Source organism: Rhizobium sp. MHM7A, assembly GCF_005862215.1.
Classification (GTDB): Bacteria; Pseudomonadota; Alphaproteobacteria; order Rhizobiales; family Rhizobiaceae; genus Rhizobium; species Rhizobium bangladeshense.
In genome coordinates, this window is record NZ_VCHT01000001.1 from 80607 (window position 1) to 107406 (window position 26800).

25 protein-coding genes are annotated in these 26800 nt (G+C 54.7%); 17 read left to right on the plus strand and 8 right to left on the minus strand.

Features of this window, described 5'->3' with window-relative positions; all coding sequences use genetic code 11:
• The first annotated feature begins 269 nt into the window (after positions 1 to 269).
• Together FFR93_RS00420 and FFR93_RS00425 are read left to right on the plus strand one after the other, a co-directional pair.
• A complete protein-coding gene (locus tag FFR93_RS00420; RefSeq protein ID WP_138391361.1) occupies positions 270 to 2969 on the plus strand; it encodes a putative Ig domain-containing protein in 2700 nt (899 codons plus the stop codon).
• A 270-nt stretch (positions 2970 to 3239) separates the two neighbouring features.
• Positions 3240 to 6575, plus strand: coding sequence for an Ig domain-containing protein (locus FFR93_RS00425; protein ID WP_138391362.1), 3336 nt, complete (start codon positions 3240 to 3242; stop codon positions 6573 to 6575).
• Between the two features lie 422 nt (positions 6576 to 6997).
• On the opposite strand, the gene FFR93_RS00430 is transcribed toward FFR93_RS00425, so the two are convergent.
• Positions 6998 to 7648 (minus strand): hypothetical protein, encoded by a 651-nt coding sequence (locus FFR93_RS00430; RefSeq protein ID WP_138391363.1) that lies wholly within the window; start codon positions 7646 to 7648, stop codon positions 6998 to 7000.
• 163 nt (positions 7649 to 7811) lie between these two features.
• Here FFR93_RS00430 and FFR93_RS00435 point away from each other — a divergent pair, with 163 nt between their 5' ends.
• Positions 7812 to 8198: a hypothetical protein gene (locus FFR93_RS00435; RefSeq protein WP_138391364.1), complete on the plus strand. Its 387-nt coding sequence runs from the start codon at positions 7812 to 7814 to the stop codon at positions 8196 to 8198.
• 823 nt (positions 8199 to 9021) lie between these two features.
• Here FFR93_RS00435 and FFR93_RS00440 read toward each other — a convergent pair.
• Positions 9022 to 9384 carry a hypothetical protein gene (locus tag FFR93_RS00440; protein ID WP_138391365.1) on the minus strand — a complete coding sequence of 121 codons (363 nt, stop codon included), beginning with the start codon at positions 9382 to 9384 and terminating at the stop codon, positions 9022 to 9024.
• A 503-nt stretch (positions 9385 to 9887) separates the two neighbouring features.
• On the opposite strand from FFR93_RS00440, the gene FFR93_RS00450 reads away from it, so the two are divergent.
• The gene (locus FFR93_RS00450; RefSeq protein ID WP_138391367.1) at positions 9888 to 11591 is read left to right on the plus strand and encodes a hypothetical protein; all 1704 of its coding nucleotides are present in this window, start codon (positions 9888 to 9890) and stop codon (positions 11589 to 11591) included.
• Positions 11592 to 11655: 64 nt separating this feature from the next.
• Positions 11656 to 12222, plus strand: coding sequence for a DUF3990 domain-containing protein (locus tag FFR93_RS00455; protein WP_138391368.1), 567 nt, complete (start codon positions 11656 to 11658; stop codon positions 12220 to 12222).
• Here FFR93_RS00455 and FFR93_RS00460 read toward each other — a convergent pair.
• The 3 genes from FFR93_RS00460 to FFR93_RS00470 form a co-directional block, all read right to left on the minus strand.
• On the minus strand, positions 12211 to 13533 hold the full coding sequence (locus FFR93_RS00460; RefSeq protein ID WP_138391369.1) for a hypothetical protein: 1323 nt from the start codon (positions 13531 to 13533) through the stop codon (positions 12211 to 12213). The two genes, FFR93_RS00455 and FFR93_RS00460, sit on opposite strands and share 12 nt — an antisense overlap.
• Positions 13534 to 13609: 76 nt before the next feature.
• Entirely contained in the window at positions 13610 to 14164 is a 555-nt protein-coding gene (locus tag FFR93_RS00465; protein WP_138391370.1) for a regulatory protein RecX, read from the minus strand.
• Entirely contained in the window at positions 14161 to 14832 is a 672-nt protein-coding gene (locus FFR93_RS00470) for a 3'-5' exonuclease (protein WP_138391371.1), read from the minus strand. Before FFR93_RS00470 ends, FFR93_RS00465 begins: the two co-directional genes overlap by 4 nt.
• An 83-nt stretch (positions 14833 to 14915) precedes the next feature.
• On the opposite strand from FFR93_RS00470, the gene FFR93_RS00475 reads away from it, so the two are divergent.
• The 12 genes from FFR93_RS00475 to FFR93_RS40580 all read left to right on the plus strand — a co-directional run bounded on the left by FFR93_RS00475 (position 14916) and on the right by FFR93_RS40580 (position 24687).
• Positions 14916 to 15098, plus strand: a complete 183-nt coding sequence (locus FFR93_RS00475; protein ID WP_138391372.1) for a hypothetical protein — start codon at positions 14916 to 14918, stop codon at positions 15096 to 15098.
• A gap of 92 nt (positions 15099 to 15190) precedes the next feature.
• Positions 15191 to 15673: a GatB/YqeY domain-containing protein gene (locus FFR93_RS00480; RefSeq protein ID WP_138391373.1), complete on the plus strand. Its 483-nt coding sequence runs from the start codon at positions 15191 to 15193 to the stop codon at positions 15671 to 15673.
• Positions 15674 to 16456 carry a metallophosphoesterase gene (locus FFR93_RS00485; RefSeq protein ID WP_138391374.1) on the plus strand — a complete coding sequence of 261 codons (783 nt, stop codon included), beginning with the start codon at positions 15674 to 15676 and terminating at the stop codon, positions 16454 to 16456.
• Complete coding sequence (locus FFR93_RS00490) at positions 16431 to 16976, plus strand: hypothetical protein (RefSeq protein WP_138391375.1); 546 nt, start codon at positions 16431 to 16433, stop codon at positions 16974 to 16976. Before FFR93_RS00485 ends, FFR93_RS00490 begins: the two co-directional genes overlap by 26 nt.
• Before the next feature lie 89 nt (positions 16977 to 17065).
• Positions 17066 to 17995 (plus strand): thioredoxin-disulfide reductase, encoded by a 930-nt coding sequence (gene trxB, locus FFR93_RS00495; RefSeq protein WP_138391376.1) that lies wholly within the window; start codon positions 17066 to 17068, stop codon positions 17993 to 17995.
• 80 nt (positions 17996 to 18075) lie between these two features.
• The gene (locus FFR93_RS00500) at positions 18076 to 18357 is read left to right on the plus strand and encodes an HU family DNA-binding protein (protein WP_138391377.1); all 282 of its coding nucleotides are present in this window, start codon (positions 18076 to 18078) and stop codon (positions 18355 to 18357) included.
• A 115-nt stretch (positions 18358 to 18472) separates the two neighbouring features.
• Positions 18473 to 19321: a thioredoxin domain-containing protein gene (locus FFR93_RS00505; protein ID WP_138391378.1), complete on the plus strand. Its 849-nt coding sequence runs from the start codon at positions 18473 to 18475 to the stop codon at positions 19319 to 19321.
• Between the two features lie 17 nt (positions 19322 to 19338).
• Complete coding sequence (locus FFR93_RS00510; protein WP_138391379.1) at positions 19339 to 22770, plus strand: AAA family ATPase; 3432 nt, start codon at positions 19339 to 19341, stop codon at positions 22768 to 22770.
• An 83-nt stretch (positions 22771 to 22853) separates the two neighbouring features.
• Positions 22854 to 23156, plus strand: a complete 303-nt coding sequence (locus tag FFR93_RS00515) for a hypothetical protein (protein ID WP_138391380.1) — start codon at positions 22854 to 22856, stop codon at positions 23154 to 23156.
• Positions 23153 to 23617, plus strand: a complete 465-nt coding sequence (locus tag FFR93_RS00520) for an NUDIX hydrolase (RefSeq protein ID WP_138391381.1) — start codon at positions 23153 to 23155, stop codon at positions 23615 to 23617. The genes FFR93_RS00515 and FFR93_RS00520 overlap by 4 nt, the downstream gene beginning before the upstream one ends.
• 175 nt (positions 23618 to 23792) lie before the next feature.
• Entirely contained in the window at positions 23793 to 24464 is a 672-nt protein-coding gene (locus FFR93_RS00525; protein WP_138391382.1) for a hypothetical protein, read from the plus strand.
• A gap of 52 nt (positions 24465 to 24516) precedes the next feature.
• Positions 24517 to 24687: a hypothetical protein gene (locus FFR93_RS40580; protein ID WP_171049006.1), complete on the plus strand. Its 171-nt coding sequence runs from the start codon at positions 24517 to 24519 to the stop codon at positions 24685 to 24687.
• Between the two features lie 5 nt (positions 24688 to 24692).
• On the opposite strand, the gene FFR93_RS00530 is transcribed toward FFR93_RS40580, so the two are convergent.
• From FFR93_RS00530 to FFR93_RS00540, 3 genes are all read right to left on the minus strand, one after another.
• Complete coding sequence (locus FFR93_RS00530; protein WP_138391383.1) at positions 24693 to 25742, minus strand: hypothetical protein; 1050 nt, start codon at positions 25740 to 25742, stop codon at positions 24693 to 24695.
• Between the two features lie 71 nt (positions 25743 to 25813).
• Positions 25814 to 26206, minus strand: a complete 393-nt coding sequence (locus FFR93_RS00535) for a hypothetical protein (protein WP_138391384.1) — start codon at positions 26204 to 26206, stop codon at positions 25814 to 25816.
• A gap of 23 nt (positions 26207 to 26229) precedes the next feature.
• Positions 26230 to 26625, minus strand: coding sequence for a hypothetical protein (locus FFR93_RS00540; protein ID WP_138391385.1), 396 nt, complete (start codon positions 26623 to 26625; stop codon positions 26230 to 26232).
• Positions 26626 to 26800 lie beyond the last annotated feature (175 nt).

Genomic DNA, 26800 nt, shown 5'->3' on the forward strand with positions numbered 1-26800 from the left:
GCAGGCTCGCAGAATTCCAACGAGCGGAAAGGAAAATGTCAAAAACTGGGGGATAAAAGAAAATGTCTTTCGGGCTTCATCGTGAATCGAGGAATTCGGAAGCTTATAGGATTTCATGGCAACGAGGTGGGGCAAAAGGTGAGCTTGATCGATTTATATGAAATGCCCTGAGAAATAGGAGTTTTGGTGCATTTTACTCTCTTCGCCGCGTTGACTTTTACTAGCCTAAAAACAATTGTTAATACCTATACCCGCTGATCTCGTTGACGATGTTGAAAAAAATCCTTGCAACTGCCCTCCTCGCTGTTTTGACGGTTACTTCGGCGGCTGCAGTCGATTTCGACCAGAGCTACTATTTCCGATACAATACAGCGGCGACCGCTACTACCTCGCCGTCTGAAGAAGAGGAAGAAGGGCAGTCGAAGGACATCACGGCATTTTTCGTTGGCGCTGTCGGCAAAACCTTTTCGGAAAGACTTCCACTTAAAGCCGAATGGCTTGATGACAACTGGCAAGTCACCAAGGGAGCGCTGCCCCCAGGTATTTCCTTCAACAACCAGACGATGGAGTTCACCGGTGAGCCGACAGTCGCAGGGGTCGGTACGGTTGTTGAGTTGACTGGTTTTGGCACCAACGGCAAGCCGGTCGCTGACGCCGAGGTGACTTTTTCGATGTATGAACTGGTCGGCGTGCAGCCGAAAGTCAGTTTCTATGCCCATACGGGGAAATATACCCTTCGCCAGCTCGAATTACCTGACGGTGTGGCGGTCGCTAACTGGCGCTACGACCGTCCGGCCCCTCCCGGCATCGAAATGAAAAAGGGAAGGAACTTCGACGGTACGCCGACGACGGCGGGTAGCTATCCAATCCTGATCCGTGGCTATGACTATCTCGGCAAGCAGATCATTGCCTTCTTCGGAAGCTTCATCGTCGAAGACGCTCCGACCTTCGCCTACACCATACCGGATCAGGTCGTTCCGTTGGGCGGCGCGGCGCAGCAGACGACGATAACATCGGCCGCTGCGTCTTCGGTTCTTTCCTATTCGGTTGGCGTTCCCGCTGACCCAGATGACATGACGAGGGTCCGTTACGTTCTCGAATATGACGGCCCGGGGTCGCTATTTGACGGATTGCGAAAGTATCCCCCGCTGAAGACGAACGATCTTTGGGTCCATGGCGTTGCCACCTCCTATTATCAGTCCGTAAAACTTCGCTACAAGGCCGTCGATACCGATGGAACTATCGGTTACTCGAACTGGTTCACCCTTGGGACGCTCGGTCCACAAGCCGAGTGCAAGCCTTACCTGAACCAGGCCAGCATTCTGGTCAATATGCAGGCCTTGGTGCCGTATGATGGCGCGACAATCCCACTGTATACGGATGGTAAGGGCGCGGTCAGAGGCAGCCGCGTCTATAGCATAACCTCGGGGTCGCTGCCCGATGGCATAACCATGGATACCGCAACGGGTGCCTTCAAGGGCACGCCTGTTAAGGAACAGCTGCTTCAGGGTATGATGCTTAACGTTGCAGTCACCAACGACGGCATCACCGACAATTTCGAGTGCGGGCCCTACGACTTTTCTGTCAAAAAGGCCCTGGTTTCTCTTGATGTCGACAACGGTCCGATGAATGGTCATGTTCGCGTCAACAAGCCATTTACCGGCACGATCACTGCCAGTCCGCCGCTCGCTCTCATCCAACCATACTCAATTACCCTTGATGCCGGTCAGGTCCTTCCTGCTGGTCTCTCGGCTGCTTATTCGAATGGTGTTATGACGGTTTCGGGTACGCCAACGGTGCCCGGCGATCATAGCCTTCTGTTCACCTTCAAGAACGGGGATGGAGAGGAGCGCAAGGCCACCCTCAATGTCGAAGTTCACGATGAACTGAAAATCGATCCGATCCCGACTAATGTCAGTGTCAAGCAGTACGATGTCTCCAACAATCTGATGGCGGTGACCTATGACGCCGCAGCTGTCGTTCCCGGTGGACCGCAGCCGCCGCTGACGCTCGAAGGAGGCGCACCTTTCGGCTTCGACTTCAACACCCCGCTCACCTGGCAAGGCCTCGTCGCCTATTCGGACGATACCCTGCTCGGCGGTACCAAATTGCCAGAGGGCAGGTACGGCCCGTTCCGTTATAAACTCGAAGACGCCTATAATCAGCCGATTTACAGCTCCTATTTCTACATCACCGTGACCAAGCGTGATCCAATGGGCGTGGAGACGACGGTGAATCCGGTCGAGTTCTACCTCGGTACGGGCGCTCCGCAAAGTCAGCTCCCGCTTGTTGTATGGCAGCCGCCGTTGGCAGCCGACCTCGACGTACAATACACGATTAGCCCGACGGGAATGCCAACGGACCTTGGCTTCAATCCGGACAGCGGTGAAATCAGTGGCTTCCCGAATGATAATGCCCGTGGCGTTCACGGTCCTTATGTGATCACCGCGATAGACGCTGAACAATACCAGGTTTCGTCCGATCCTTTCATGATCGACATTAAGGACCCGCCACCGATTTCGGCACAGCCCCTGAACTTGCAACAGGGCAACGTCAACATCACTTTTAAGATGAGCGGGAAGCCGACATTCGCCCCACTGACGCTCGTCGGCAACCAGGATGAGGGCACGTTCGTCAGGGCGGACAATCCTCCGCCGGGCCTGACAATGAATAGTGATGGCACCTTCTCCGGTATCCCGACCGCAGTTTTTGACGGGATCACCACGGTGGTCTTCAAGGACAAGGCCAATCGCGAAGGCACCGTCGATATCCATTTCCGAATCCACCCGGAACTGAATGTTTACACGGATAAATCTGAGTATACGGTCGCCAGGCTAGCGGACGCCTCCATCACGCCGACTACCGTCGGTTTCTTCAGAGGGGCGACCTTCGCTCTTGCCCCGACGTCCGCGCAGCTGCCGACAAGCATGGGCTTCAATACAACCACCGGCATCATCACCGTGCGGTAGCCGGATGCGGTTGATACGATTTACCCCGGCATCGTCATTCGCGCGACGCACGACGGATCGGTCGACTACCGTGACACGCCTCCGTTTGCGATCAAGATCGGACCACAGGAAGAATTCAAGATCGAGTATACCGACCGGATCATCTATAAGCTGTCCCAATCGTCTCTTACGTTGGCAGAACCGGTCATAGGCAATGGCGTGCCGAAGCTTTCCGGTTCCTACTCCCTACCGATTGACTATTCCGCGTCCGGCCTCCCTCAGGGCGTGGACATGGACAGCATTACCGGCAAGTTGACCGGTGCGCCGACGTCCCTCGGCGACTGGACCGTGATCGCCAACCCGAAGGACGCTGACCAGCGTGCTGCTTCTCCCGAGACCTTCGAGGTGCGGGGAACGCTTGCTGGTAACATCGGAACCAGCCCGGGTTCGCAAATGCGGATTGTGCGTCAGGGGGAATCCTTCCAGACGGCTGTACAGACGCCATCGAACTTCGTTGGTACGGCCGTCTATGAGCTGTTAAACGAGCCACGTCCAGACACACTGGAGTTCAACACCGAGACCGGTCAGCTCCAAGGCAACCTCGACGGCATTGGCAACCATCTCTGGAGACTGCAGGCCAAAGACGATCATGATCGAACGATATTGGGGGCCGTCAGCCCGCGTTTCGATATCACCGTCATTCCACCGGTTGCCAAGCCTGGAGTGTCCAGCGTTGTTGGTGGTAAGCAGTATTCGCCGGACGAGCCGCTGTTCATCAAGTTCTCCCCTGCGGATTTTATTATGGGCAAGGCCAGTTATGTTGTGCTGGGCGACCTGCCAGGCAAGCTGTACTACAAGTTCTACGCCAACGATAACCCCGCAGGCCTTGCGACCTACATCCACTACGGCGACAATGGCCAAGTCGAAACCGTCAAGCAGCTTTCGACTGAGTCTGCCTCCGACACCGAAGCTCGACTGTCCCTCGACCACTTGGTCTTCGACACGCTGAAACTGACGCTGAAGGGCATTCCGTCGAAACATGGCAAATTCGACAACCTGACGATTGCTGTTAGCGACGATCATCAGGACGCCTACTGGAAGATGGACGACGCGACCCGAATCGAAAACAATTCGGCCACTTCCGATCCGTTTTCGATCACGGTTGCCGAAGCTGACGAGTTGGAGATTGCTAATACGCTCGATGCCGAAACGCTCTATCATTATACCTCGACGCCCACACTTAAAACTGTCATAAAAAACGCGGCCTACGGTGTCACTCCGACGTGGACCCGCCTTCAGGGTGATCTCCCGGCGAACGTAGTCGCTTCTCCGTCTCATGGTGACACGCTGGCGTATACTGGTTATCCGGAGGCGTTGGGCACCTACGATAACATCGTCTACCGGGCCACGGACGCCGCCGGTCGCTCGATAGTCGCAAACCCTGTTTCGTTGACTGTCGAGCCGCGTTTGCCGTTCCAGCTGGTTGCTTCGTCTAACCCGAAAGGCATGGTCGTCTTCACGACTGATGCTGCAACGACGGTGACACCTAAAAACTCGCCGTATGGCAGGGCCATCCCAGACGCGGACTGGTCGGTCTCCGGAGCGGATAACCTGCCTCCGGGCGTGACTTTCGCCATTGCCGATGGCAAGGTCACCTTTAGCGGCACGTCCGACATGATCGGCACCTTTTCGGGTATTACCGTGTCGGCAACCGACAGCCTTGGTGCAACAGCCTCTGTCTCGTTGACCTTCAAGGTGATTTCGAGCAGTGATCCGATCATACTCGAAACCGAGAATATCAAGACGAAGCCCGGCTTCGCCTTCACATCAACACTGCCGGTAACGGGCAACACCTATGGTGCCGTCCGCTTCTACTCCTACGATCTTGCGACCTATCCTGAGATCAATCTCAACCCGACAACAGGCGTGATCGACGGCGAGTTCACGACGACGCAGATGATCGACTTCGATCTGTTCGTAACCGACGAGACGGACCGACTGACCTCCAAGCCTATGACGATTGAGGTTATGCCGTTCCTCGACATCATCGTGCCGACCCAGGTTCTGACTAACCAGGGAGATGCGCTTAACAGAACGGTCGATACCTTCTATGCGATTGGCGCTGTGACCTACCGAAAGGGGGCTGGCACCTGGCCTGGTGGAATTGACGTCGATCCGGCAACCGGAACGATAACCGGCCTCGTCGACCAGGAGCCCAAGGAATACCCGGGCCTGACGATTGTCGGCAAGGATGCGTTCGGCGATCAGCAAAGCTCCAATGTCTTTTCGATCAAAATCGATCCCGCGACTGCGCTTCCGGACATAATCGATCCAGACCAGAACAAGGTTGCGTTCGGCACTGTTGGAACAGCTTCGTTTTACTCGCCGACCGTAAAGGTTTATGAGACGTCCAAGGCATGGACTTTCAAGGGCACGACCTTCGCGATCAACCATGATTTGACCCAATATGGTCTGACTTTTGATCCAACCACTGGAACGATCTCTGGCACGCCAACGGCACCGGTCCTCATCAAGGATATGGTGATGACCGTTACTTCCCCTCGCGGCGAGACGGACAGCACGGCACCCTTCTGGTTCTATATTGTTCCCAGCCAGGCGGTTGACTTCGTCGCCGGACCTGTAACAACGTTCAAAGTTCATGCTGGCGTTGAAAAGAAAGACATCCCGGTAAACGCCCAGTACACCCTCGGCGATGTAACCTACAGGATCGCCTCTTCAAGCGGAGTCGCCCGAACCGTAACGTTGGATCAACTTGCGGCAACGATGAACATTGTGGCAAACGCCGACGGCGATCTCACCGTCAACGTGATGGCGACTGACGAAGTTGGCCGAACGGCAAGCAAGCGTTTCGACATAGAATCGGTAAGCGTTGCTGTGGCCTACGCGCCTGTAAACGCTGAAAGCGGAATAGCTTACACCGGTTCTCTTCCGACTGTGACGGAAGCATTCGGACAGGTCAGCTATTCGTTCGAAGGACTGCCTCCAGGGCTGACCTACGATCCAACCACCGGCTTGGTGACTGGCACTACGGATGTGGACGCGAACCTTTACACCGTCACCGTTACGGCAACTGACCTTTCGGACAATGCCAAGGGGTCGACCACTGTCGGTATGTACGTGCTTGGCGGCCCTGCTCACAAGTATTGGAAAGTTGTAATCACAACGTCGACGCAATCCTCGCAACGATACAACCTCGTTGGCAAAATGCACATGTACGACGTGACGGATACAGTTCTGACCTCGCCGTCCACCGTGACTGTGACGTCAAGCACAATCGGTAGTACCCCGGCATATCTTGTCTCGGGGGCCAACACTCAATTGTTCTACATCTGCGCTAACTCTGCATGTAACCTCGTGCAGAGCCCAATTACCGCTGAAATGACGTATACGTTCACCAGCAAGGTGCGCGTTCACAAAGTGGTCGCAGCAGGTTCAGACAATCTTGTTGCTACTCAAACAGGCTATCCCCTGTACCGAGCCACACTGGGTCAATTGTTTTATTCTGACGATGGCCAGACCTGGACCGAACAATCGGTGGATATGACGCGCACCTATAAGACCACCTTTGGGCGACCATACACCTACACGCTCACTAAGAGTGACTGACCGAACTGATCGAATGGAACAGTGCATCTGGCAACTTTTGCGCTGCTCCATTCGATTCAAGCAAGGCCTCAATCGGGCCCGTACCGACAGCATATGATTTCAGCGACTGGCACCCTCTTTCAGAACGCAGCCACTTTTCCTGGTCAATCTGCAAAGCCTCCGGCCCAAGCAGATTTCAACGCGAAACTCCCAACTCGCGGGCAACTGCCAATGCCCTTACCGGATTTCAACCCGATAGACAGTTGTGGGATGAAATTTTCATGTGGACTGATCGGCATTCCCCTCCCAGGGGTGGTCGCGCTCCTCGCCATGTTGCAAAAGCGGGCTGCGTCAGGATCGAAGGCTGTTGAGGACGGTGCCCGCCGCCGACAGATCGGCTCTGGAATGCGCGGCGACAAGCGCCGGACTTATTTTGGCACGCCTCATTGAGCGTGCGCTTTCCAACTGGGCAGTTTGATCGGGCGCAACAGTCGCCATGCCATCGATGCTGAGAAGATGACGATGGCTCCTGTCTTCCATTGGCTGAAGGTGAAATAACCATCTGGATCAAGACCTGTCTTGATGATGAGGGACATTATAAGCCCGAGGATGGCCGATCTAACGCCGTATCGGATGAGCGTCCCGACACCGGGCAATCGAAGGCGGAGTTCGGAGCCAGGGTGTCGGCGCGAGGTGTCTGGCTCGAACGCCTCGCCGTTCCACATGGCCTCGATCACGCGGTGGATTGCCTCTCCCCTGAGTTCGTTTCCGACGGCGATCACTTTGGGCTGAACCCGGCCGTTCAGATAGAGCTGGAACATGTTGTCCTGGTAGCGAGTTTTGACGATGTCATTTATGGAATGGGTCTCCGATCCGTCGAACACTTCCATGGTACGGAAGTTGAAAACGAAGGCCGAGCAGACGTAATTGCCGTCAACATCCCAGCCCTGGAAACCGGCCTGTACAGCACGACGAGTCGCAGCAATGATCAGGCCGGTGGCTTCCCCGCCTGCCAACACGCCACCAACAGCTACGTTTGCGATGCCTGCTGACATAACCATACCAGCTGCCGTGGCTTTTCCTGCGTCGCTCATTCGTATCTCCTTCTATCGCTTATTAATTCCTTATCAGCGGCGCAATTAATTTTGCTTCAAGGAGGACCCTTAACGGACAATTTAATTGGTTGATCAAGGTGTTGTGAATCTCTGAACTGCTTTTTAACCAAGTCGGTTATGGGGTTGTTAGAATTCCTTCTGTATGGATTTCCTGTTCAATCGCGAGGTCGTTATGTTCACTAATGTTTCCGGAAAGAGTTCTTTTGCACTTAAGGCAAGGATTGCGGGTGTCGCATGCCTTGCTATTGCTGGCATTCAATCCTGGGCGCTGATGTCCAATACGAACAGTGCTGGTATTTTCCGTTACAGCTCGGATGAGGAAATTACAGCGGAGTGCAAGGATTACGCCTGGTCAGTCGGACGTGACGGCATTTACCGGACCATCAACCCGGCGATGTGGTTCAAGACTTGGTGTGCTCCGTATAGTGCAAAAATTCGCAAGGTGGACATGGATGCGTACAGCGCGAGGCTTCGTGAGACCATCGCGAAAGTCGACGCAGAGGAGCAGGCGGACAAGCCGTCGAAGTGACATGACATCTGCTTTTCGATCCGGCGATAACTGAGCTTATCGGCTTCGAGTCATTTAAAGTGCTATCGCGAAACTTCGCGACACTCTCTTTTCTCTCATCGTCACACCCTGGTGAACGAGTGTGATAAGAGTTGGTGTGACGGTCGGTGTCTCCGCTGCCGGATGCGTGAGGCTGTTTCATGACATGTCTCGGCGGGGCTGAAGTATGAGTGTCAGGGGCGTCGCGAGAGTTCAACTACCGAGACGCCATGGCAACACTTACCGTGATGCTCGATGACCGGGTATCGCCAAGCGCTTGACGCTCCTGTCAAACTAAAGGTTGGCTTCCCACTTTTCCTCATAGCCGTCGCGAAGATATTCGCCGACGTGGAAGTGGCTCACGTCATCAGCAGACTTTTCACCCACGTTTGAGTTCAGGTCGCTATTCGTATGGCCTGAGTTGACCGGAGGTTAATGTGTCTTCCTGCCGTAGATGCTTGTTTTTTCGCCAAGGTACATTTCAGCGTAGTCAGCGGGGATGCCGCGCTGACTAGCCATTCTCGATGTGTTCGTTGCATAGTTCTGAGAACGCCCTCCAGAATTCATTTCCGATGGCCGTCAGGCTTCCCAATTGATCCTCGGTCAGGGGTTCCATGCGAAAGTCCTCTGGAATGTTTATGGTAGGACAGAGCTAATCAGTTCACTCGGTGGCAGCACATCGGGAGGCGTCAGGAACCCGTTTTGGAACTTCAGTTTCTGAACGGTGATCATTGAGGCCTCGCGTAAGCATTTTGGAACGTGACATATGGTAGGCCGCCTGCCCTCGAATATCCACGGTGATGCTTCAGAAACCCATTTTCCGCGCCGGGATGTCATCCTTGAAATGGTGGCATTGCTCCGAGATCATGCATCGATCCGGATCGTCGATGTGTTCTCCGATGATCCTGTAGCCGCGTTTCTGGAAGAAGCCTACGAGGCGATCCTCTAAAATGTTCTCAATGTAGAAGGTGTATTTGTCGCCGTACTTGTCCATGAAAGCGGTGAGCGCGCCATTGCCTGGCTTATCCGCGTTGAAGGTAGCGAGTTCAAAATCGGCGTTATGAGCATGTCTATTGGGCCTACGCACATAGATCGTGATGCCCTTCTCTCGAACGTGCTCGTTTCGGGCATCTGAGACAGCAAATTGTTCGAACGACATCTTTTTCATGAGGGCACCACATCGAAGTAACAGTGCCCTCTTTAAGCATGTGGGCTCGCGTTTGAGAAGCGCTTTGTAGCTCAGTCGCCACCGCCGCCGCCATCACCACCGCCGCCGGAATCGCTTCCGCCGTCGTAGCCGCCATAATAGAACCCGCCATCTCCGCCGTCGCTAGATGAGGTTCCTCCAGCCGAACGTCGTCCATCGCGCGAGGAAGTGTGCTTACTTGGTCGGCTCGCGAACGCTATGAAACCGACGAAGAGGGCAAATATGCCCAGAGTTACCAGACCTACGATAATGGTACCTAAATCCATTCTCTGACTCTCGTTTGTGTGAGCGATTTCCGGATTGTGCAGTTCCGAACATTATTAAAGGAATTCTCCGGAAATCCTTTATGGAAATGTTCGCTGAAAATTTGAGCTAGTCAATAGAATTGGCAGCTCGTATCCTTGCCAAGGAATTAAAAATCTTTCGATGCAGCAAAAGCTCATGTTGCAGGATCGGAGTCCGCCGTGAATTTGTCTTCTGCAGGAATTGCTGAATTTGAGACCTTGGTTGAATGGTGTGGCACCCTGATCGATCAAAAGGCTGCCCCTGGCTTTGTCGTGGGTATCAGCGGTACGGATTCTATTTTGACCTTTCTGATCTGCGCTGAGGCGTTCCGTCGACGTGGACGGCCGGAGCGGGTGATTGGTATTCATTTCGGTCGGGACTTTCCTGACCCTGATGTGGGTCCTGAACGACTTGCCAAGATTTTGGAGTTGACGCCCTCTTATCGGTGGGTGGCTCGCGAGATCATTCCATGGCTTCGATCCGTCGCACCACAGGCTCAGGTGTTGGTAGACGCACAGGGGGCAGACCTCGACGATCATGCTCGTTGGGCAAAACTGTTCGCGATTTCTCTTGCTGGTGCCGCGAAGACGGAAATGCTGGATGGAACCCAGAATTACTGGGTCGTGGGAACTCGCAACGCGACGGAAGACGCCTTGGGAACCTACAGCAACCTATCAATGGCAGTCAGCTTGCAGCCGATTATTCGGCTTTGGAAGTCGGACGTACTCCGCCTTTGCCGTCTTCTGGGCGTGCCGGAAGTAGCTGTCTCGCAAAGCAGGCAGGTCGACTGCGATTGCGGTCGTTTCGATCTTGCAGCGGATCATATCGAAGAGATTGATGTGCTTCTGAGAAGAAGAGTTGGTCAACCTCTCGCGTCGGATGCCGCTGTCGAGCTAGCTGAGCTTGAGGATCGGTTGAACTCCTTTATCGAGGAGCAGGTTGCGGCATCTGAGTTTAAGCGGCAGATACCGTACAAGCCCGCCCCTACCCTGCCCGCTGAAGTGTCTAATGGTCAGCTTGGCCTTTCGCGGGCGATATCCGATATTTCGGGTGTGGAAGTCTTGGCTGATAATGTCGATGGGACGGTGTTTCGCTGGATGAACACGTTTTCGACGCTGGAAGCGGTGCGGCGTGCGGGAATGATGTATGGCTACGGTTTTTCAGCATGGCGGTTCGCGGCAATGAGTATTGCAGGAGAGTCGTTGCTGGAGCACTACGGGTTTCGGAAGCTCGTCAGGGACACGGATCGTTATCCTGATTCTGACTTGAAAGAACCACATCGCGATCTGTTTGGTCCAGGCTTTGTCCTCGCTGATGCAGTGACGTATTTGGAACTGCGCCGGGCTTACATTTTAGTGTCTTGGAAGGTGAAAGGGGTTCAGATCGCGTTGGCAATCAGGAACAACTCCGCATACTTTGGCCGCGACAGGCTTTCTGCTCCAGTTTTGGTATCGATAGGGAAGCTCGATTTTCCAGAGCTGGAAAAGCTGACGCCATTGGATTTCGCTCGGCATTTTGAGCCGATTGACCGTTTGATTGCTCGTCCTGGTTCATGGCTAGCTCCAATTTCCATGGAAGATTTGGCTGAGTGCTTGTCGGATCAGGTTGCCTACATCCGGTCGTTTGAGATCGGCTTTGATGATTGGCTTTTAGGCGATGGCCGTGGTGAACTGCTGGCGTTTATCGAGGAATTGTCGTCCGTCGGTCGGCAGTTACCATATGTGGGCCTCGTGAACATTGGTGAGCCGCAGTGGTTCCCATCGAACGTTGCGGCTCTCGAAGGTAAGGATGCCAAGATGGTTTTGAATGATCTCTTGCACGGGCGTCAGAGAGGAATGCAGCGGATTGCTTTGTTGAGCGGGTCAGAAGGAGATCGGCCTTGAGGCAATGGATAGGCTTGTCCCTCTTCAGCCTTCAGTGCATGGTCGGTCGAAATGGAGATGGAACATGCCCTGGTACCACGGAACCCCGATTGATTTTGAAACCTTCGATCCTGCCTTTGTTGGTCGCGGAAACGATGAGCTTGGGAGCGGCTTCTATTTCACCGACAATTTCGATACGGCAAAAAACTACGCCTTGAAGGCTGGGGACGATGAGGATCGCGTTGTCGTGGTGGCCGAGTTTGACATCACTAACCCACTGCCTCTCGAAGGTGGCTTCACCTTCAGTCAGATCGAGCAGATCATGCGCGCGTCGTCGGAGTTCGACGAAGTTCTGATGAACTTTGGTGACGTCGACTACGAAGGTGAGGCAAAGGTCATCGGATTCGCGGTGAAAACATACGCGACGACGATTGAAGGTGATACCCTGATGGGGCTCAATGCCTTGTCGAACGATTTCTACCAGGGGCGAGAAGCGGAGTTCCTGCGCGCGGTGAACATCGCTTCCGGATACGATGGATTGATCCGGCCCAAGGGTGGTGAGTTGCACGCAGTCGTGTGGCTGCCTGAGCGGATCAAGATCGTTGAGCGGTTGAAGCCAGCGGCAATGACAAGTTCGATGTCACCTGGCTGAGGGTCTTAGCAACAGATCGAGTATCTCGTAGCGCTCTCCGGACTTCAGTTGGCTCTCCACAAAGCTGGTATACCTCTTGCGCCGGTCGGCATCGATCTCCGAGAGCATGAACTTCGGGATAAGTGCTTCAGTAGAGAGTTCTGTCGCGACCCGTTGAGCCAGGGCAGCGGCCCTTTCCATCGTTGCGGCATTTGCATCCTGATACTGGTGAAGGCTGATTTTGCGTCCAGATTTGTTGTCGATCAGCTTGACCTCGATGCCATCGTCGGATCGAAGCACTTCCGTTGGCCCCTTAACAAGGCGTGGTTCACCTGGAAGCAGGCATCGACCGATGAGATATGTGGGGTTTTGGAAGCCGCCACGGTACTCTGTCATCGGGACCATGGTGCGAGCAATCGAGGTGAAAATTTCCTCGGCTTCGTCGGGTTCGAGGTAATCCCGTCCTGTCTTTTCCATGAGTTCCTGGTAGGCCATCTCTGTCTCCAGTCGGCGAGCGCCGTCGACGACGTAGACTTCATTGAGGTCTGATAGCTTGATTTCGACGACGAGTTCTTCACCACTCGGAGTGTGGATGCCGTTGCTAGGCGTTTTGTCGGGGTTCGCCGTGGCATAGATGAAACCGTCAAATGCCCTCGGGTGGAGCCCTTTCTTGTTGATGGAGGAGGAAAGCGGCAGCAACCGGGGACCAAAGAAACGGCTGGAGCCATCCTTCGCGGTGCGCTCGATCTGGTGAGGTGAGACTCGTGCGTAAAGCGTTGGGCAAATCTGTGGTGCGGGGATCGGCGCGATCTCAAGCAGGCGGCGCAGATTGCCATCTCCGGATGGCTGATAATCCAGGTGCCCCTCCACAGATGGTCTGACGGAAAGCAGGGCGATTGCTTGGTCGACCATCTGTGTGAACTTGGTCACTTCATCGCTGTTGGCTGCCAGCTTATCGCCGTAGTGAGTGTCCTCGGAGCCGACCTCATGGAAATAATCGATGAAATTCGTCGAAACGCCGTCGCAGGCAGCATTCAGACTCACATCGAAGCCGAGTTTTTGAAGTGTCCCGTTGTGTGGGATTGTGATGGACGAAATAAAAGTAAACAGTTGTCCGCTGCGGGACTCGGCAGTTGTTAGTTCAACGTCAATCTCGGGGATGTCCCAACCGCACCGAGCGATTTCGCGGACAAGTTCGGTTCCTTTCCGGGCAAGTGTGTTCTCTGCCGGATAGATGGCCGGTCTGATGCTCTGACGATGACCGTTGTCAAAACCCCAGATGAAGTCCGCTTTCCGAAGTGCGTATTCTTTATCATTGACCCGAACAGGCATGCCAATCTCCCCGGGAGCTAACGCTCCTACTTGGTCAGAGATTGTAGGAGAATCGGCTGAAAGGTTCAAAAAGCTGTTAATCCAGGGTCAGGTGGCCGTCCAGCACATCATTCGCATCTTCGAAGCTCAGGCCCAGGACTTTTTTCGAAAGGTCGAATGGGAATCCCTGCCTGGCCAGTCCGGATAATTCCTTGTTGTGACGAGCTTGGTCTGCGTCACCCCGTCGAAAGGGGCCAAACGCACGTTTCCTGCAGTAGATGATGGCAGCCCGGGCATCATCTACCTCTTCGAGGGCATTGTTGGCCTTTTCGACGTCGATCCCCTTTTCCTGTAGCTTCATCGCAATACGCTTTCGCGAGTTCCCTGAGTTCACACCACTCCTGACCTTGACCTCTGCGTAGTTGTTGTCATTCAGGAGGCGCAGTTCGCTGCAGTATAACACTGTCTGCTGGGCAAGCGTCTGCGCGCACTCCTCAGTGATTCCGGGAAACTTCGTCCCCGCCTTGCGCTTGAGTGCGACAAAAAGCTCGTGCTCGGACATGTCTCGCTGGTTCAATCTGAATAGGGCGGAGTTGCGTCCCCATGTCAGCATGCGCTCCGTGACCTGTTCGATAGGTGTGATTTCGTTCATGGCTTCATGCTCGCGGCTTGTTCTAGGAGTTTGTCTTCGATTTCCCTGCGCCGCGCATCAGAAACCTTGACTGACAGCATTTCCGGATACTGCTTCTTCGAAGTGTAGTCGTCAGGTAGCAGGGGCATCGCTGCTCTGAAGACCTGGCCGGTCAGCCAAGCATCGGTAGAGGCCGAATGCAAACCTCTCCGAGCCAGTGAGGCAGGTGCATCATGTGGATCGATGCCATTGAAAACAGCAAAACGTGAGAGCGCCTCCGGTATCGTCTCTTTACGAAGTTTGGCAAGTCGACGGGCAATTCGTTGAGTGTCCAGGATCGCTTTAGGTAGAAGTAAGAAATCCGGGATGCCGGTGGAAATCAGATGAACGTCATCTATCGAGGAATGGCCGACGAGCATCTGGTCGCTCACCAATTCGCGTATGCGTTCTGCAACGTCGCGGATGGTGTCACGCCCCTGAACCATTGCATCCGTCAGGCCGTGTTTGCTGATTGCAAAGGTGTTTATCGGTCGCTCGGGGTCGATCAGAAAATAATGCTCCTCGACGAAACCATTCTCGTTGAACTGGCAAAAAGATAGCTCGACAGGTCGCTGCCCCGAGTTTCCATCGCCTTCAATGTCGAATGACAGAAAACTGCCGTCCTTAGCCAATTTTGAAATGTCGATCATCGGTGCTCGCTTGCTGACGTGGGCTTGTCGCTCTTGTAGCCGAAATTCAAGCTTGATCCAGTTATTGCATAAGGAGCTGCCGCATGAAAGTCGTTACGTCGACCGATGTCTCCTACGAGAGTGTTGCTACAAGCCGGGAAGCTTGTGTTGCCATCGTTGAATGTAATCCTCATCACATCAAATATCTGCCGCGCCGGTTCGTGGACAACGGATTAGCGGTTCTGGCTCTCAGGCTTGGAGCGCGCCCGGAAGAAATTCCGCTATAAGGCATAAAAACAGCCCATCCGCTGTCAACACTTGACGATCCAAGAAATTCCGTGTCTTTAGGGGAGGATTGCCTATTGTAAGGAGTTAAGTGATGAGCGACGACATTTATAAGAGAATGAAAGCCGACTACGACGCGGCTCGGAAAGATCGTGACGAGGCGGGCGACCTCCGTGATAAGGTAAAGGTCGCGGCCCTGAATGTGGTTCTTGCCGACGCGGAAGGTATCGCAAAGAAGCGCCCGAAGGTTGAAGATCGCGGCGTGACGAATTTCGACGTGATTAAAGTGCTGAAAGAGAGCATCAACACGGCCAAGGAGAACGTCGTTACCTGGGACAGGCAAGGCCGCGACTCTGGTCCTATTCATCACGAGATCGCCATACTGAAGGCGTACCTGCCTGAGGAGGTTGATCTCGATGAAGTTCGCGCCGCCGCGCGTGACTTTGCCGATAACGATGCTGTAAAAGCGAATCCAAGGGCCGGTCAGGGTATTGTGATCAACAAGTTGAAGGAGCGTTACGGCGAGCGGTATGACAAGGCATGGTCTGCAATCGTTCGTGACGTCATCGGAGTGTAAATGGACGATTTTTTGGTAACGGCTGACCAGCACTTTGGTCATCAGGGTATTCTGAAACGCGGGCGGCCGTTCCAAACCGTCGAAGATATGGATGACGCACTGATCGAGCGTCATAACAAGCGCGTCGGCAAAAAGGACCATGTCTTTTTTGTCGGCGACTTCTCCGGTTCGAGCGACGAGAAATATCTGCGAAAGATATTCCATGCGCTAAACGGTCAAAAGCACCTCGTTCCGGGTAATCACGACTCCAAACAGGTCTTGAGCCTCCCCTGGGCGACGCCGGTTCGCCTGCAGGTAACCTTGTCTGCGGATGCTGAAGACAGCAACTATCCCTGGGAACAGCCCTTCAAGGATCGCCGCATCGTCAAGCAGCCGGGTCGCAAGTTCATTCTGTCGCACTTCGCGCCATTGTCCTGGGACTACATGTATAGCGGCAGCTTCCTCCTCTATGGGCACACACATGGGAAGCTCCCTGGCCGTGGTCGGTCGATTGACGTTGGTGTCGATAGCTGGGGATACCAGCCGATAACGCCGGACGAGGCAATTGCCGCCATGAAGAAGTACAACCCGGACTTCAACAATTACATTCCGGAACAGGAAAGCATCCAGCGCTACTTCATTCATGAAGACGATCAGCATCTCATTTTGGATGACGGGCTTGACGGAAAGAACTATCTCGAACAGAACCTCAGGCTCGAAGAGCAGCTTGGCGGCAAGACCGTAGCTCAGATGAAGCCACAACAGGAAATGAATCTGTTTGAACACGTTGGCCTCAAATTCTGAAGCAGTCAGCTTCTCAGTTCAAATGCACCGAGCGTCGCCTTCGTGGGTGGCTGATCTCGTCGATGAGAATTTGGTCGTCGACGTGCCATTGGGGTTCTTCAAGCCTGCCTGGGGCTTTTGGACATCGAGCAAGCAGGCAGATGAAACAAGTGAATGGTCGCGATACGCAAAGCAATATGAAGGCCGCCGCAAGCTCCGTAATTTTGAGTTTGAGGTGATAGGATCGCCTCGCGTGCTTGTTCTGAGAGGTGATGACGATGTCGACGCGGCCCTCGCCCACTACGGCGGCGAGCGATACGGTGTCGAAGACCTGTTGGAAGCTGGCGACTATAGCCCAGAAGGCGTGGAGCGTCATGCGCGATCAAAGATGGCTTTTGCGGCGGCGTGGCGTGCGATTACCTCAGATTTTGACGCGGCTCATGTGCCATCGACATTTTCCAGAGGTGGGGCGTTGAGGAGTTGGGACGCCGAGTCAACAGTATGGTTTCGTCCAGCTACGTTTCTGAGAAAGCTGCCTTAGAGGGAAGAGAGTTCTGCGTGAACTCCTGTGTTGCACTTTTCGTACTATGATCCCACGCTGATGGGAGGAAGTTACGGAGTGCTAACAAAATGGAAAATCATCGTCAGGTCATCATTATAGGTTCCGGTCCGGCTGGCTGGACGGCCGCAATTTATGCTGCTCGTGCAGGACTGAAACCTCTTGTCATTACCGGCTTGTCAGTGGGTGGGCAGATGACAATTACCGGCGATGTCGAGAATTATCCTGGCTTCGCGCAACCGGTAAATGGCCCTGCCCTCATGGGAGACATGGAAGCTCAGGCTGTGGCCTGTGGTGCCGAGATCGAATACGACATCATCAATGATGTGGACTTTTCGGCTCGGCCGTTCACGCTGGTTGGCGACGCCGCGACCTGGACCGCTGACGCCGTCATCATTGCCACGGGTGCAACTGCCCGCTGGCTCGGTGTGGAAGGCGAATCTAAGTTCCATGGCAATGGTGTTTCGGCGTGCGCGACCTGCGACGGCCCTTTCTTTAAGGGGCAAACAGTGGCTGTTATCGGAGGTGGAAACACGGCTGCTGAGGAAGCGATTCACCTGGCTGGCCTCTGCAAAAAGGTCTACCTGATTCACCGGCGCGACGAATTAAAGGCTGAAAAAATTCTGTGTGAAAGAATTTCTCGACTTGATAATGTGGAAATTATCTGGAACTCGAAACTCGATTCGATCCATGGTGACCAAACCGTTACTCACGTGAAGGTTGTGTCAACGCAGGGTAATAATGAGGTGAAAGAACTTTCCGTGAACGGCGTTTTTGTTGCCATAGGCCATGATCCGGCAACCGCATTTCTACAGGGAAAAATCGCAACAGATTCAGCAGGTTACATTTTAATAGAGCCTGGAAGAACGAAGACGAATGTGGAAGGTGTGTTCGCGGCGGGTGATGTGGCCGATCCGCACTACAGACAGGCCGTGACCTCGGCGGCTATGGGTTGCATGGCCGCTCTGGACGCCGAAAAATGGCTCCGTTCGTTCTGTTGACATTTTTTCATGGGGAGTTGCACTAAGGAAAAAAACGTGTAATCCAATAATTCCCCATTTCAACCAACAAGGGTAAAGCAATGAAGAAATCTGAACTCGTCGACGCACTCGCAGAGAAGGCTGGCCTTTCGAAGAATGATGCCAAGAAGGCATTTGACGCACTGACGGAAGTCGTACTCGGTGCGGTCGCTCAGAAGCAGGACGTCGAACTCGGCTCGCTCGGCAAGATCAAGGTCGTCCACAAGCCTGCTGGTACGGCCCGCAATCCGGCGACCGGTGAGCAGATGCAGGTTGCTGCAAAGGACGTTGCCAAGTTCACGCCTGGCAAGGCATTGAAGGACGCTGCTCTCGGCAACGCCTAATTCGGGAACGGGGTCTGGCTCTCGCCGGACCCCTTCTACTTTCGTGAGTTGGAATTGACTTTCTTCCTTCCGCTACTCACCCTATCCTTATCATATCTTGTGATAAGGAATTCCTATGCGCTCCCTGTTCGCTCTCGCGCTTTTCGCGTCCACTATCGCTTCGACGAACATCGCGTTTGCTCAGGGCGCTGAAACTTCTCTTTCCACATCCATCGACATTCCGGCGTCAACTGCGCCATCTGCTCCGGCTGAAGGCTTGACCATCGATCAAATCCGCGCGGTGGTTCGCGACGAAATCCGCAAGAACCCTAAGCTGATCCTCGATGCCGTGAATGCTTATAGCGCTGAAGAACAGCGCAATCGAGAGACTGCTGATCGCAATACGACACTCAAAAACAAGGACCTGATCACGGTTTCCGAGGGCTATCCGGTTTTCGGAAATGCCGAAGGTAAGGTCTCGATTTTCTATTTTTACGATGTGAACTGCACGTACTGCAAAAAGCTTGAGCCCGATCTGGCTCGCTTTGTCGGTGATAATCCTGATGTGAAGCTGGTCCTGCGTGAAATGCCGATCCTGGCGGACAGCAGTCATTACGCCGCGCAGGTCGGTGGCGTGTTTGCGGTGCTCTACCCGAAGGAATACCCGAAGTTCCATTCAAAGCTGATGGCAATGAACCCGGGCATGAAAAACAACGACATTGATCGCACCGTTGTAGAAATCCTTGGTCCGGTCAAGGGTAGTGAGCTACTTGGTCGCGCGCTTCAGGTCGATGATGATGAGTTGGCGAAGGCTGTCGCTGGCCGTGTTGCTGCGACTCTGGAAACGGCGACGAAGTCGAAGATCAACGGAACTCCTTTCGTTTTCGTGGCAGGCAGCAATGGCATGTTGCGCGGCGCGGCTGCGACTGCTTATGACGACCTTGGTGCAATGGTGCGAGACGCAAGGGCGCTCGCCGCCAAGTGAAGTGCTGAGGACCTTCGTTGAAGATCACTGGTTTTAAGATTGCTGGCTTCAAGAGCTTTGCGGACCCGGTCGAGGTGAATATCGCGCCCGGGATGACCGGTATTGTCGGTCCAAATGGCTGCGGCAAGTCGAACGTCATCGAGAGCTTTCGCTGGTCGATGGGTGAGATATCGGCAAAGAGCATGCGCGCCGACAGCATGGACGACGTGATCTTCGGTGGCACCGACTTACGCGCGCCGAAAGCGGCTTGTGAAGTCACGACGATCATCGACAACAGTGATCGTACCGCTCCTGTCGAGTTCAATGATGCTGACGTTCTGGAGGTGTCGCGCCGTCTGGATCGCGGTGAAGGTAGCTCCTACAAGGTCAACGGCAAGCCGGTGAAGGCGAAGGACGTCCGCGTCCTATTCAAGGATGCTGGTATAGGGGCGTCGTCTTCGGCTCTGGTCTCGCAGGGTAAGGTCGCTGCAATCATCAGTGCCAAGCCTCTGGATCGCAAGCAGGTCCTTGAAGAGGCGGCTGGTGTCACTGGTTTGGCTAGCCGCCGTCATGAAGCCGATCTGCGGCTGAGGGCTACGGAACAGAACCTGGAGCAGGCTGAGAACCTTGAAAAGGGGCTTTCGGATCAGCAGTCGTCACTGCGCCGCCAAGCCCGCCAGGCGAAGTTTCGTCAGGAAGTCGATGAGTTGGTCCGGGCTGCCGAGGCCACGGCTTTTCTCGTGCGATGGCGGAATGCTTCCGCGAAGCTTGTTGCTGCCAATCAGGAGCACGAGAGGATCGAGACCGTCATAAAAGATTTGATGACGTCTCACATCCACCGGCAGGTGGAGCTTGAGGGGCTGGCCGCGCGGTCTGCACCGACCCTGAAGCTGCGCACAGACGCGGAAATGGCGCATGCACTTGCGTTGGCCAAGATAGACAATCTGCGAAAAGAGGGAGAGGCCGCCCGTCGTCAGTTCGCAGCAGCTGAGCGCAATATAGCCAGAACCATTTCTGACCTGGCGAAAAGCAAGCAGGAGATCGGGGATTCTGCCGAGGAATTCCTGCGGCTGAAGGACGAGCAAACTGTCATCAAGGATGACAAGGAGTACGATACCGTTCTCCTGGAGGAGGCTACGGCTGACCTCCTCGATGCCCAGCAGTCACTTGACGAGGTAACGGCTAAACTGAATGAAAGTGCCGGGAAGCTCGCTGCAGTCAAGGTGGAGTGGCAAGCATCTGAGAGGGCTATCTCTGACCTTCAGCGTCGGCAGGAGACTGTCCTTCAAAAACGGTCGGCCAATCAACAAAGGATTTCGTCCGCCCGTTCAGAGCTTGCCTCGCTTCCGGCAACGGACGAAGAGCTTGTCAGGCTTGCCGATCTGTTGCAGCGGCTGAATGAGGAGCATGCACAGGCATTTACCGCAAAGGAAGCAGCAAACGTATCGATGTCGGAAATTTCCGCCGTCCTGACCGCTGCCAAGACGAAGCTGTCGGTTATGAAGTCTGAGCTTTCGCTACTGATATCTTCCCGACAAAAATCGGCGAGCATTTCTGAAGCTGTTACCGTGGCCGATGGGTATGATCTCGCTTTCGCGGCTGCATTTGCAGGGGAAATGGATGCGACCATTTCAGGCGGTGGTGATCGCAGTTGGAATGTCCAGGGAGTCCGACAGGGTCCGCCGAATGCCGCAGCGCCATTGCTGAGGCACGTGAACGCGCCTCAGGAGCTACACGCCTCCCTTGGGGCTGTTGGGGTTGTCGAGAATGAAAATGACGCCCTGGCGCTCATTGAGGGCCTTCTGCCAGGCCAGATGATCGTGACGACCTCTGGCAAACGCTTCCGATGGGATGGCTTCCGGTCCACGGTCGACGACTACCAGGCTGAGGAGATGAAGCGCGAGCGTCGGATTCGTGAGCTTCAGGTGGAGGTGGAAGAGACCGAAAAGGTTGTCGAGCGGACGAATGAGGAATTTTCAAAAGCACAGGAGCTGGCGAAGCACTGTTCGGTGACGGAACAGCAGGTCGGAGCAGAGGCGGACGCAACACGTCGAGCGCTTGCCGATGCCCGGGCAAAGCAAACCGAAATCGAGACCAAGCGCTTGTCGCTGCAGACCCTGATTGAAACGCTTGAAGAAGGTTCGGAGTCCTTCGAGATCGACATTATCGGGCTTGAGGAAGAAATGGCTCGGCTGAACGAGCAGCGTGCGGGCCTCGCATCGATCCATACTGTCGAGGCGGAAGTGTTTGTGCTCAAGGGCAGTCAGAAAGCTATCTCAGAGCAGTACGAAGGTCGGAGGCGGCAACTTGAGAAGGTTCGTCGCGATGCTGAAGTTCGTGTCGAACGGCTGGCCTCCATCGAGCAGAAGATCGTCGACTTCGACCGGCGCATCGTTCACGCAAGAGAGCACATTGCTGAGTTGGAGGTGCGTCAGGTTGAATATCAGGCCGAGCAAGCTTCGCTTCAGGAATTGATCGAGCGCCTGCCGGAGGATGAGGCTGCGGCCAACGAGCACCTCGAAGAACTTTCGGTGCAGCTGGTTGAGGCAGCGAGAGCCGCGCAGGAGTGTGAGGCTCTTGTCGAAGCGTCCAAGGTCGCCGTGAAGACGGCTGAGGAGGAGCTTGGCTCACGAAGGGAAGACCGCGCGCGGATCGTCGCCGAGATCAAGGCGGCCCAGGAGGCTTCGCAAGAGCTGGTCCGGATCATCGAAGAAAGCCTGCATTTATCGCCCGACAAGCTGGCGGCAGTCGCTGGTGTCGAGGAGAATGCTGAGCTTCCTGATGTCGCAACCTGTGACGGCCGTGTGGATGGTCTCAAGAAACGTCGCGAGGCCATCGGTGCGGTAAACCCTCTCGCTGAAGCACAGCTCAAGGAGGTTGAGGAGAAGCTGGGTAAGGCGAACGCCGCCAGGGATGAATTGCGGACAGCCGTGAAGCGTCTAAGGGATCAGATCGCCGCATTCGACCGTGAACGTCGCGAGCGGCTGATCGAGGCGTTTGCGGCCATCGACGGGCATTTCAGAGACCTTTTCACTAGAGTTTTTGGTGGTGGGCGCGCGTTCTTGAAGTTGTCCGGATCGGACGACCCCTTAGAGGCCGGGCTGGAAATCTTCGCCTCACCTCCGGGCAAGAACTTGCAAAGCATGTCGCTGCTCTCGGGTGGTGAGCAGGCAATGACGGCCCTCGCCCTGATTTTCGCGGCATTCTTGATCCGTCCAGCTCCGGTTTGTGTGCTTGACGAGGTCGATGCGGCGTTGGACGACGCAAATATCGACAGACTGACGCGCCTCGTCGAAGAACTGGCTGGCGAGCAGACTCGCTTCCTAGTGATCACCCACCGTTCTCTCACCATGTCGAAATGTGACAGGCTTTATGGCGTCACCATGGCTGAGAAGGGGGTCTCGAAGTTGATGACCCTCGATATGGAACAGGCGGCGACTTACGTTCAGGCTCGTCAGGGCGAAGCGTAAACAAGAATTCCTTGTTCGAGTGTTTGACCAAAGGAATTCCTGCGGACATCATAAAATTCATCTGCATTCACTCGGGGTTTGAGATGGATTTCACTTTCTTTCACGATTTGCCCGGATACATCGGCGCTTTTTGGGGCTGGGCCAGCGCTCAAAATGGTGGTTTCGCATTTCTGATCGGAGCCGCGAGCTGGTTCGTACTTGAGCGAATTTTTGGGTTTGTCACGAGCCCGATCAGCAAGGTGTTGTCCGTGTTGGGCTTCCTGTTTGTTCTCTGTTTTGCGGCGGCATTCTTCGTTGATTTTGCTGGATCATACGACCGTGGAACGGTTCCGTTCGAGAACTCGACCAAGACCCCGGGTGTAGACACATTGAGGTCGCTTGAATGAAAAGTCATTACATTGAACGAGTTGGAGTTCGTCGCAGCGCGGGTGCCATGGTCATGGCCGCTCGTACTGGTCGCTTTCTTTTGTGCCAGCGCTCGCCGGACTCCCCTGCTCCGAACACCTGGGCACCGTGGGGCGGCAAGTGTGAGTACGGTGAGCATCCTGATGATGCGGCAAGGCGCGAACTGAAAGAAGAGTCGGGCCTGGTCTACGAAGGTGTGCTGGATCACCTGCATCACTATGAGTTGAAAGGCCATGAATTCGATACGTTCCTTGCTGTCGTCGACGATGAATTCGAGCCGACCCTGGGCGACGAGACTCAGGCGAGCCTTTGGGTCGATATCGATACTCTGCCGGGGCCGTTGCATGACGGCCTGGCCGATCTGTTGGCCAGCCACGTCGCTCGGAAGCTTCTCTATCGGGCTGTTTCCGGCATTTCCGGACGTCCCTGCAACTTGATCTGAGGAGTTGCGGCTGAATTTTCCCGAGAACTCCTTTAGATGGCGGGAAATTCGGCTGTGGGAAAAATACAAGGAATTCCTGTCGCGAAAGAATTCCTTGTAAAAATGCGAAATTCTTTCTTGACCCAAGGAATTGTTAGTTGCTAATCCGTGAACATCGCATTGCCGGAGACCGAACATGACAACCTTCAACGTCACCCTTGAGAAGCATGGATTTTTCGAAGTTCCTTCTGTGGAGCCTATGGGCGGGTCTCTTAGGGTCGGTTTTAACCCTGATTACAAGGCAAGGCCTTGGGTAATCCTCTCTCAGGATCGTGATGGTGTCCGCTGGGAATATCTATTCTCCTACGCCGATTTGGATAGCGCCCTGGCTTATGCGGTTCGTCATCAGGTTGGCGTGAAAAATCCTTGGGAATATACAGTAAATCTGCCCTGCGGTGGTCAATTCAAGCGGCCGGGTCGCGTCCCTGTCGAGCAGGTCATGGCGTCAATGGGTTGGATGTATGTCACGGACATCATTGGTTACGGCGCTTTGTCGGATTCCCGTCTTGTAAGCGTGGAAGCAGCGCGCAAGGTGTTTCAGGATCGTATTGTTGATACAAACGTCACTCTTGGAAAAATCGACCCTCTCAACGAGGAAAAAGGACACTGGTGCGCGAATTATCTGATGACGTACCATGGTTTCATTCATAGAGATGAGCTTCAATCGGAATTGAGAATTTGTTTCCAGTCCGAAGGCGTCGCGATCTTGCCAGACATGTTCGATTACCGTTGCCGTCACAAGGTGACGACTACTGCTGATGTTATAAGCTTCGAAGCAAAACGTGCGGAACGCCTGCAGGCCGCCTGATCTCTTCAAGAAATTTTGAGCGAAATTGCCCGGGCGGCATGAGGAATTGCGAATGTCTGAAGTTGTTAAGTCGAAAATTGCGGAAGCGGACGTGGACGAGGTTGTCCAAGAATATTTTCGGCAACGCCAGAAAAATCTAAAGCCCTCTGACATAGAGGGCTTGATCAGGCAGTTCGATTATCCGGAAGAGCGCGACCAAGCAGTTGTTGCCCGTCGCGCTTAGTCTCATCACGTACAGAAATCGACTGCTGCATCGACGCCACCGACCGTACCGAGGATCAAGCAGGTGGAGAATTTGGCGTTTGCAAGCATGATGCCAGCGATGGTGTAGGTAAACGCCATGCCGTATGAGCCTTGCTGCTTTCCTTCTGAAACGCCCTTGAACATGAAGACGCCACGCACGAAGGCCCAGGCTCCAAAGAATACCAGAATGACGAATGCATTGCTGAGCAGCTGGGAGTAGGCCACGAAGACGCTATTGGTCGATGTGGTCTTATAAGCGAGAAGAGGAGAGCTTGCGTCCACCATGTGGCCGAGATCAGTAACAGGTGAGTCCTGTCCCATCGCGGTCTTTGTGGCGATCCTGAAAAGAACCGACGCATTCATAAGGAAGATGGCAGCTACGATGCGCGTGAGGTAGGATCGGCCATCTCCCTGTCCACGTTCCGTGGACTTCGCCCACTGCAAGATCGTCGTCCCTGCGATAATGAGGCCAGCCAGGAAGGTCAAAGCGAATAGCGCCATAACCGCCATTGGTATGACGTTGCGGGCGATATTGGAGGACATGCACACTGCGGGCTGATCGGCTGACAGGCAGTTCTGAACTCCGCCGACTGCCGCTGTTCCTCCCGTTAAGGCTGAAAGAAGATTGTCTGATATTCCATTGTCGTCATAGTCGAGACCGGCGGTCTGCAGGCTGGACCGGCCCGCGTCACCGAACAACGTCGTCATTCCCATACCGGACGACTCCGGTAGAGCGATTAGGAGCGCGGCGCAGAGGATGTAGGCAATAGCGCTTCCGTAGGAGCCGTTGCCGCGATCCTGCGCAGCTGCGGCCATTTTTACAAGGCCGCGAATGAGAAGGAAAATCCCCCCGATGCCTGCTCCCATTGTGATGAGCAGAAGGATTGGGTTCCAAACGTCGGTAATGAGGTTCTTGAGCGCTTCGCCAACAGTCGATGCTGCCCCGCTGCCGGTATCGTCCGGCGATGATGCGTAAGCACTCGATCCAACCGAGAACAGAAATACGGTCAGCAAATAAAATTGGAGGCGCTTCATTGTCAATCCGTCTGCAAAGGAGTTTGGCCAGCCTCACGATTGAGACTGGCCAGGTGTCGAGGTGTTATCCCTCAGAACGTTGCCGTGCCGCCTGCGGAAAGGGGCGGACCGTTATCAGCGCCTATGAAGGTCTGAGCGAGGACGCCGTTCAGCGCGGGGATGGCAATCAGGCCAGCGCCGACGACGCAGCGCCACAGGCCTTCAGAATACTTGACCTGCTGCCCCTGCGTTTCAGCGGCCTGCTTCAGCTTGATCAGGCCAGTGATCATCAGGACGATACCGGCAATCGCGCCGCCTGCAAGAACGACCTTACCGACGGAGCCGAGCTGCGTGATGAGGCCGTCGGCAATGCCGCCAATGTTGTTGCCATCAGCGTGAGCGGTTGCGGGTGTCATTGCGCCGACGGCGATGGCGGCTGCAATGGCGTACTTCAGATCGCGAATATTTTCGACTTTCTTGAACATGATCGTTCCTTTTATTCCTGTAATTAGAAGGACTGGCCGCCGCCTGCCGTCAGAGACGCGCCGCCGTCAGCGCCGAAGCCGACCGTCTGGGCGAGGACGCCGTTCAGTGCTGGAATTGCGATCAGGCCTGCGCCTACGACGCAGCGCCACAGGCCTTCGGAATACTTGACCTGCTGTCCCTGGGTTTCCGCCGCCTGCTTCAGCTTGATCAGGCCGGTGATCATCAGGACGATCCCGGCGATAGCGCCGCCTGCGAGAACAACCTTGCCGACGCTGCTCAACTGAGTGATGAGGCCGTCTGCAATCGTGCCAACGGTGCCGCCATCGGCGTGAGCGGTTGCGGGTGCCATTGCGCCGACGGCGATGGCGGCTGCGATCTGATATTTGAAGTCGCGAATCTTGTTCAATTTCTTAAGCATGTGAGCACCTCGGTTCCCTTTGGAAATCGCGTTTCCAGCGTTGATTTGATGGCGGCCTGCTCGATGAATTCCTTTAAGCAAAAGGAGTTCTCGCGGCTGTCCGTAATTAAATGATTGCTCGCTGCCTTGAGCGATTCAAGGAAATCTGCGGTAATATAAAAAGAATTTCCGCGCT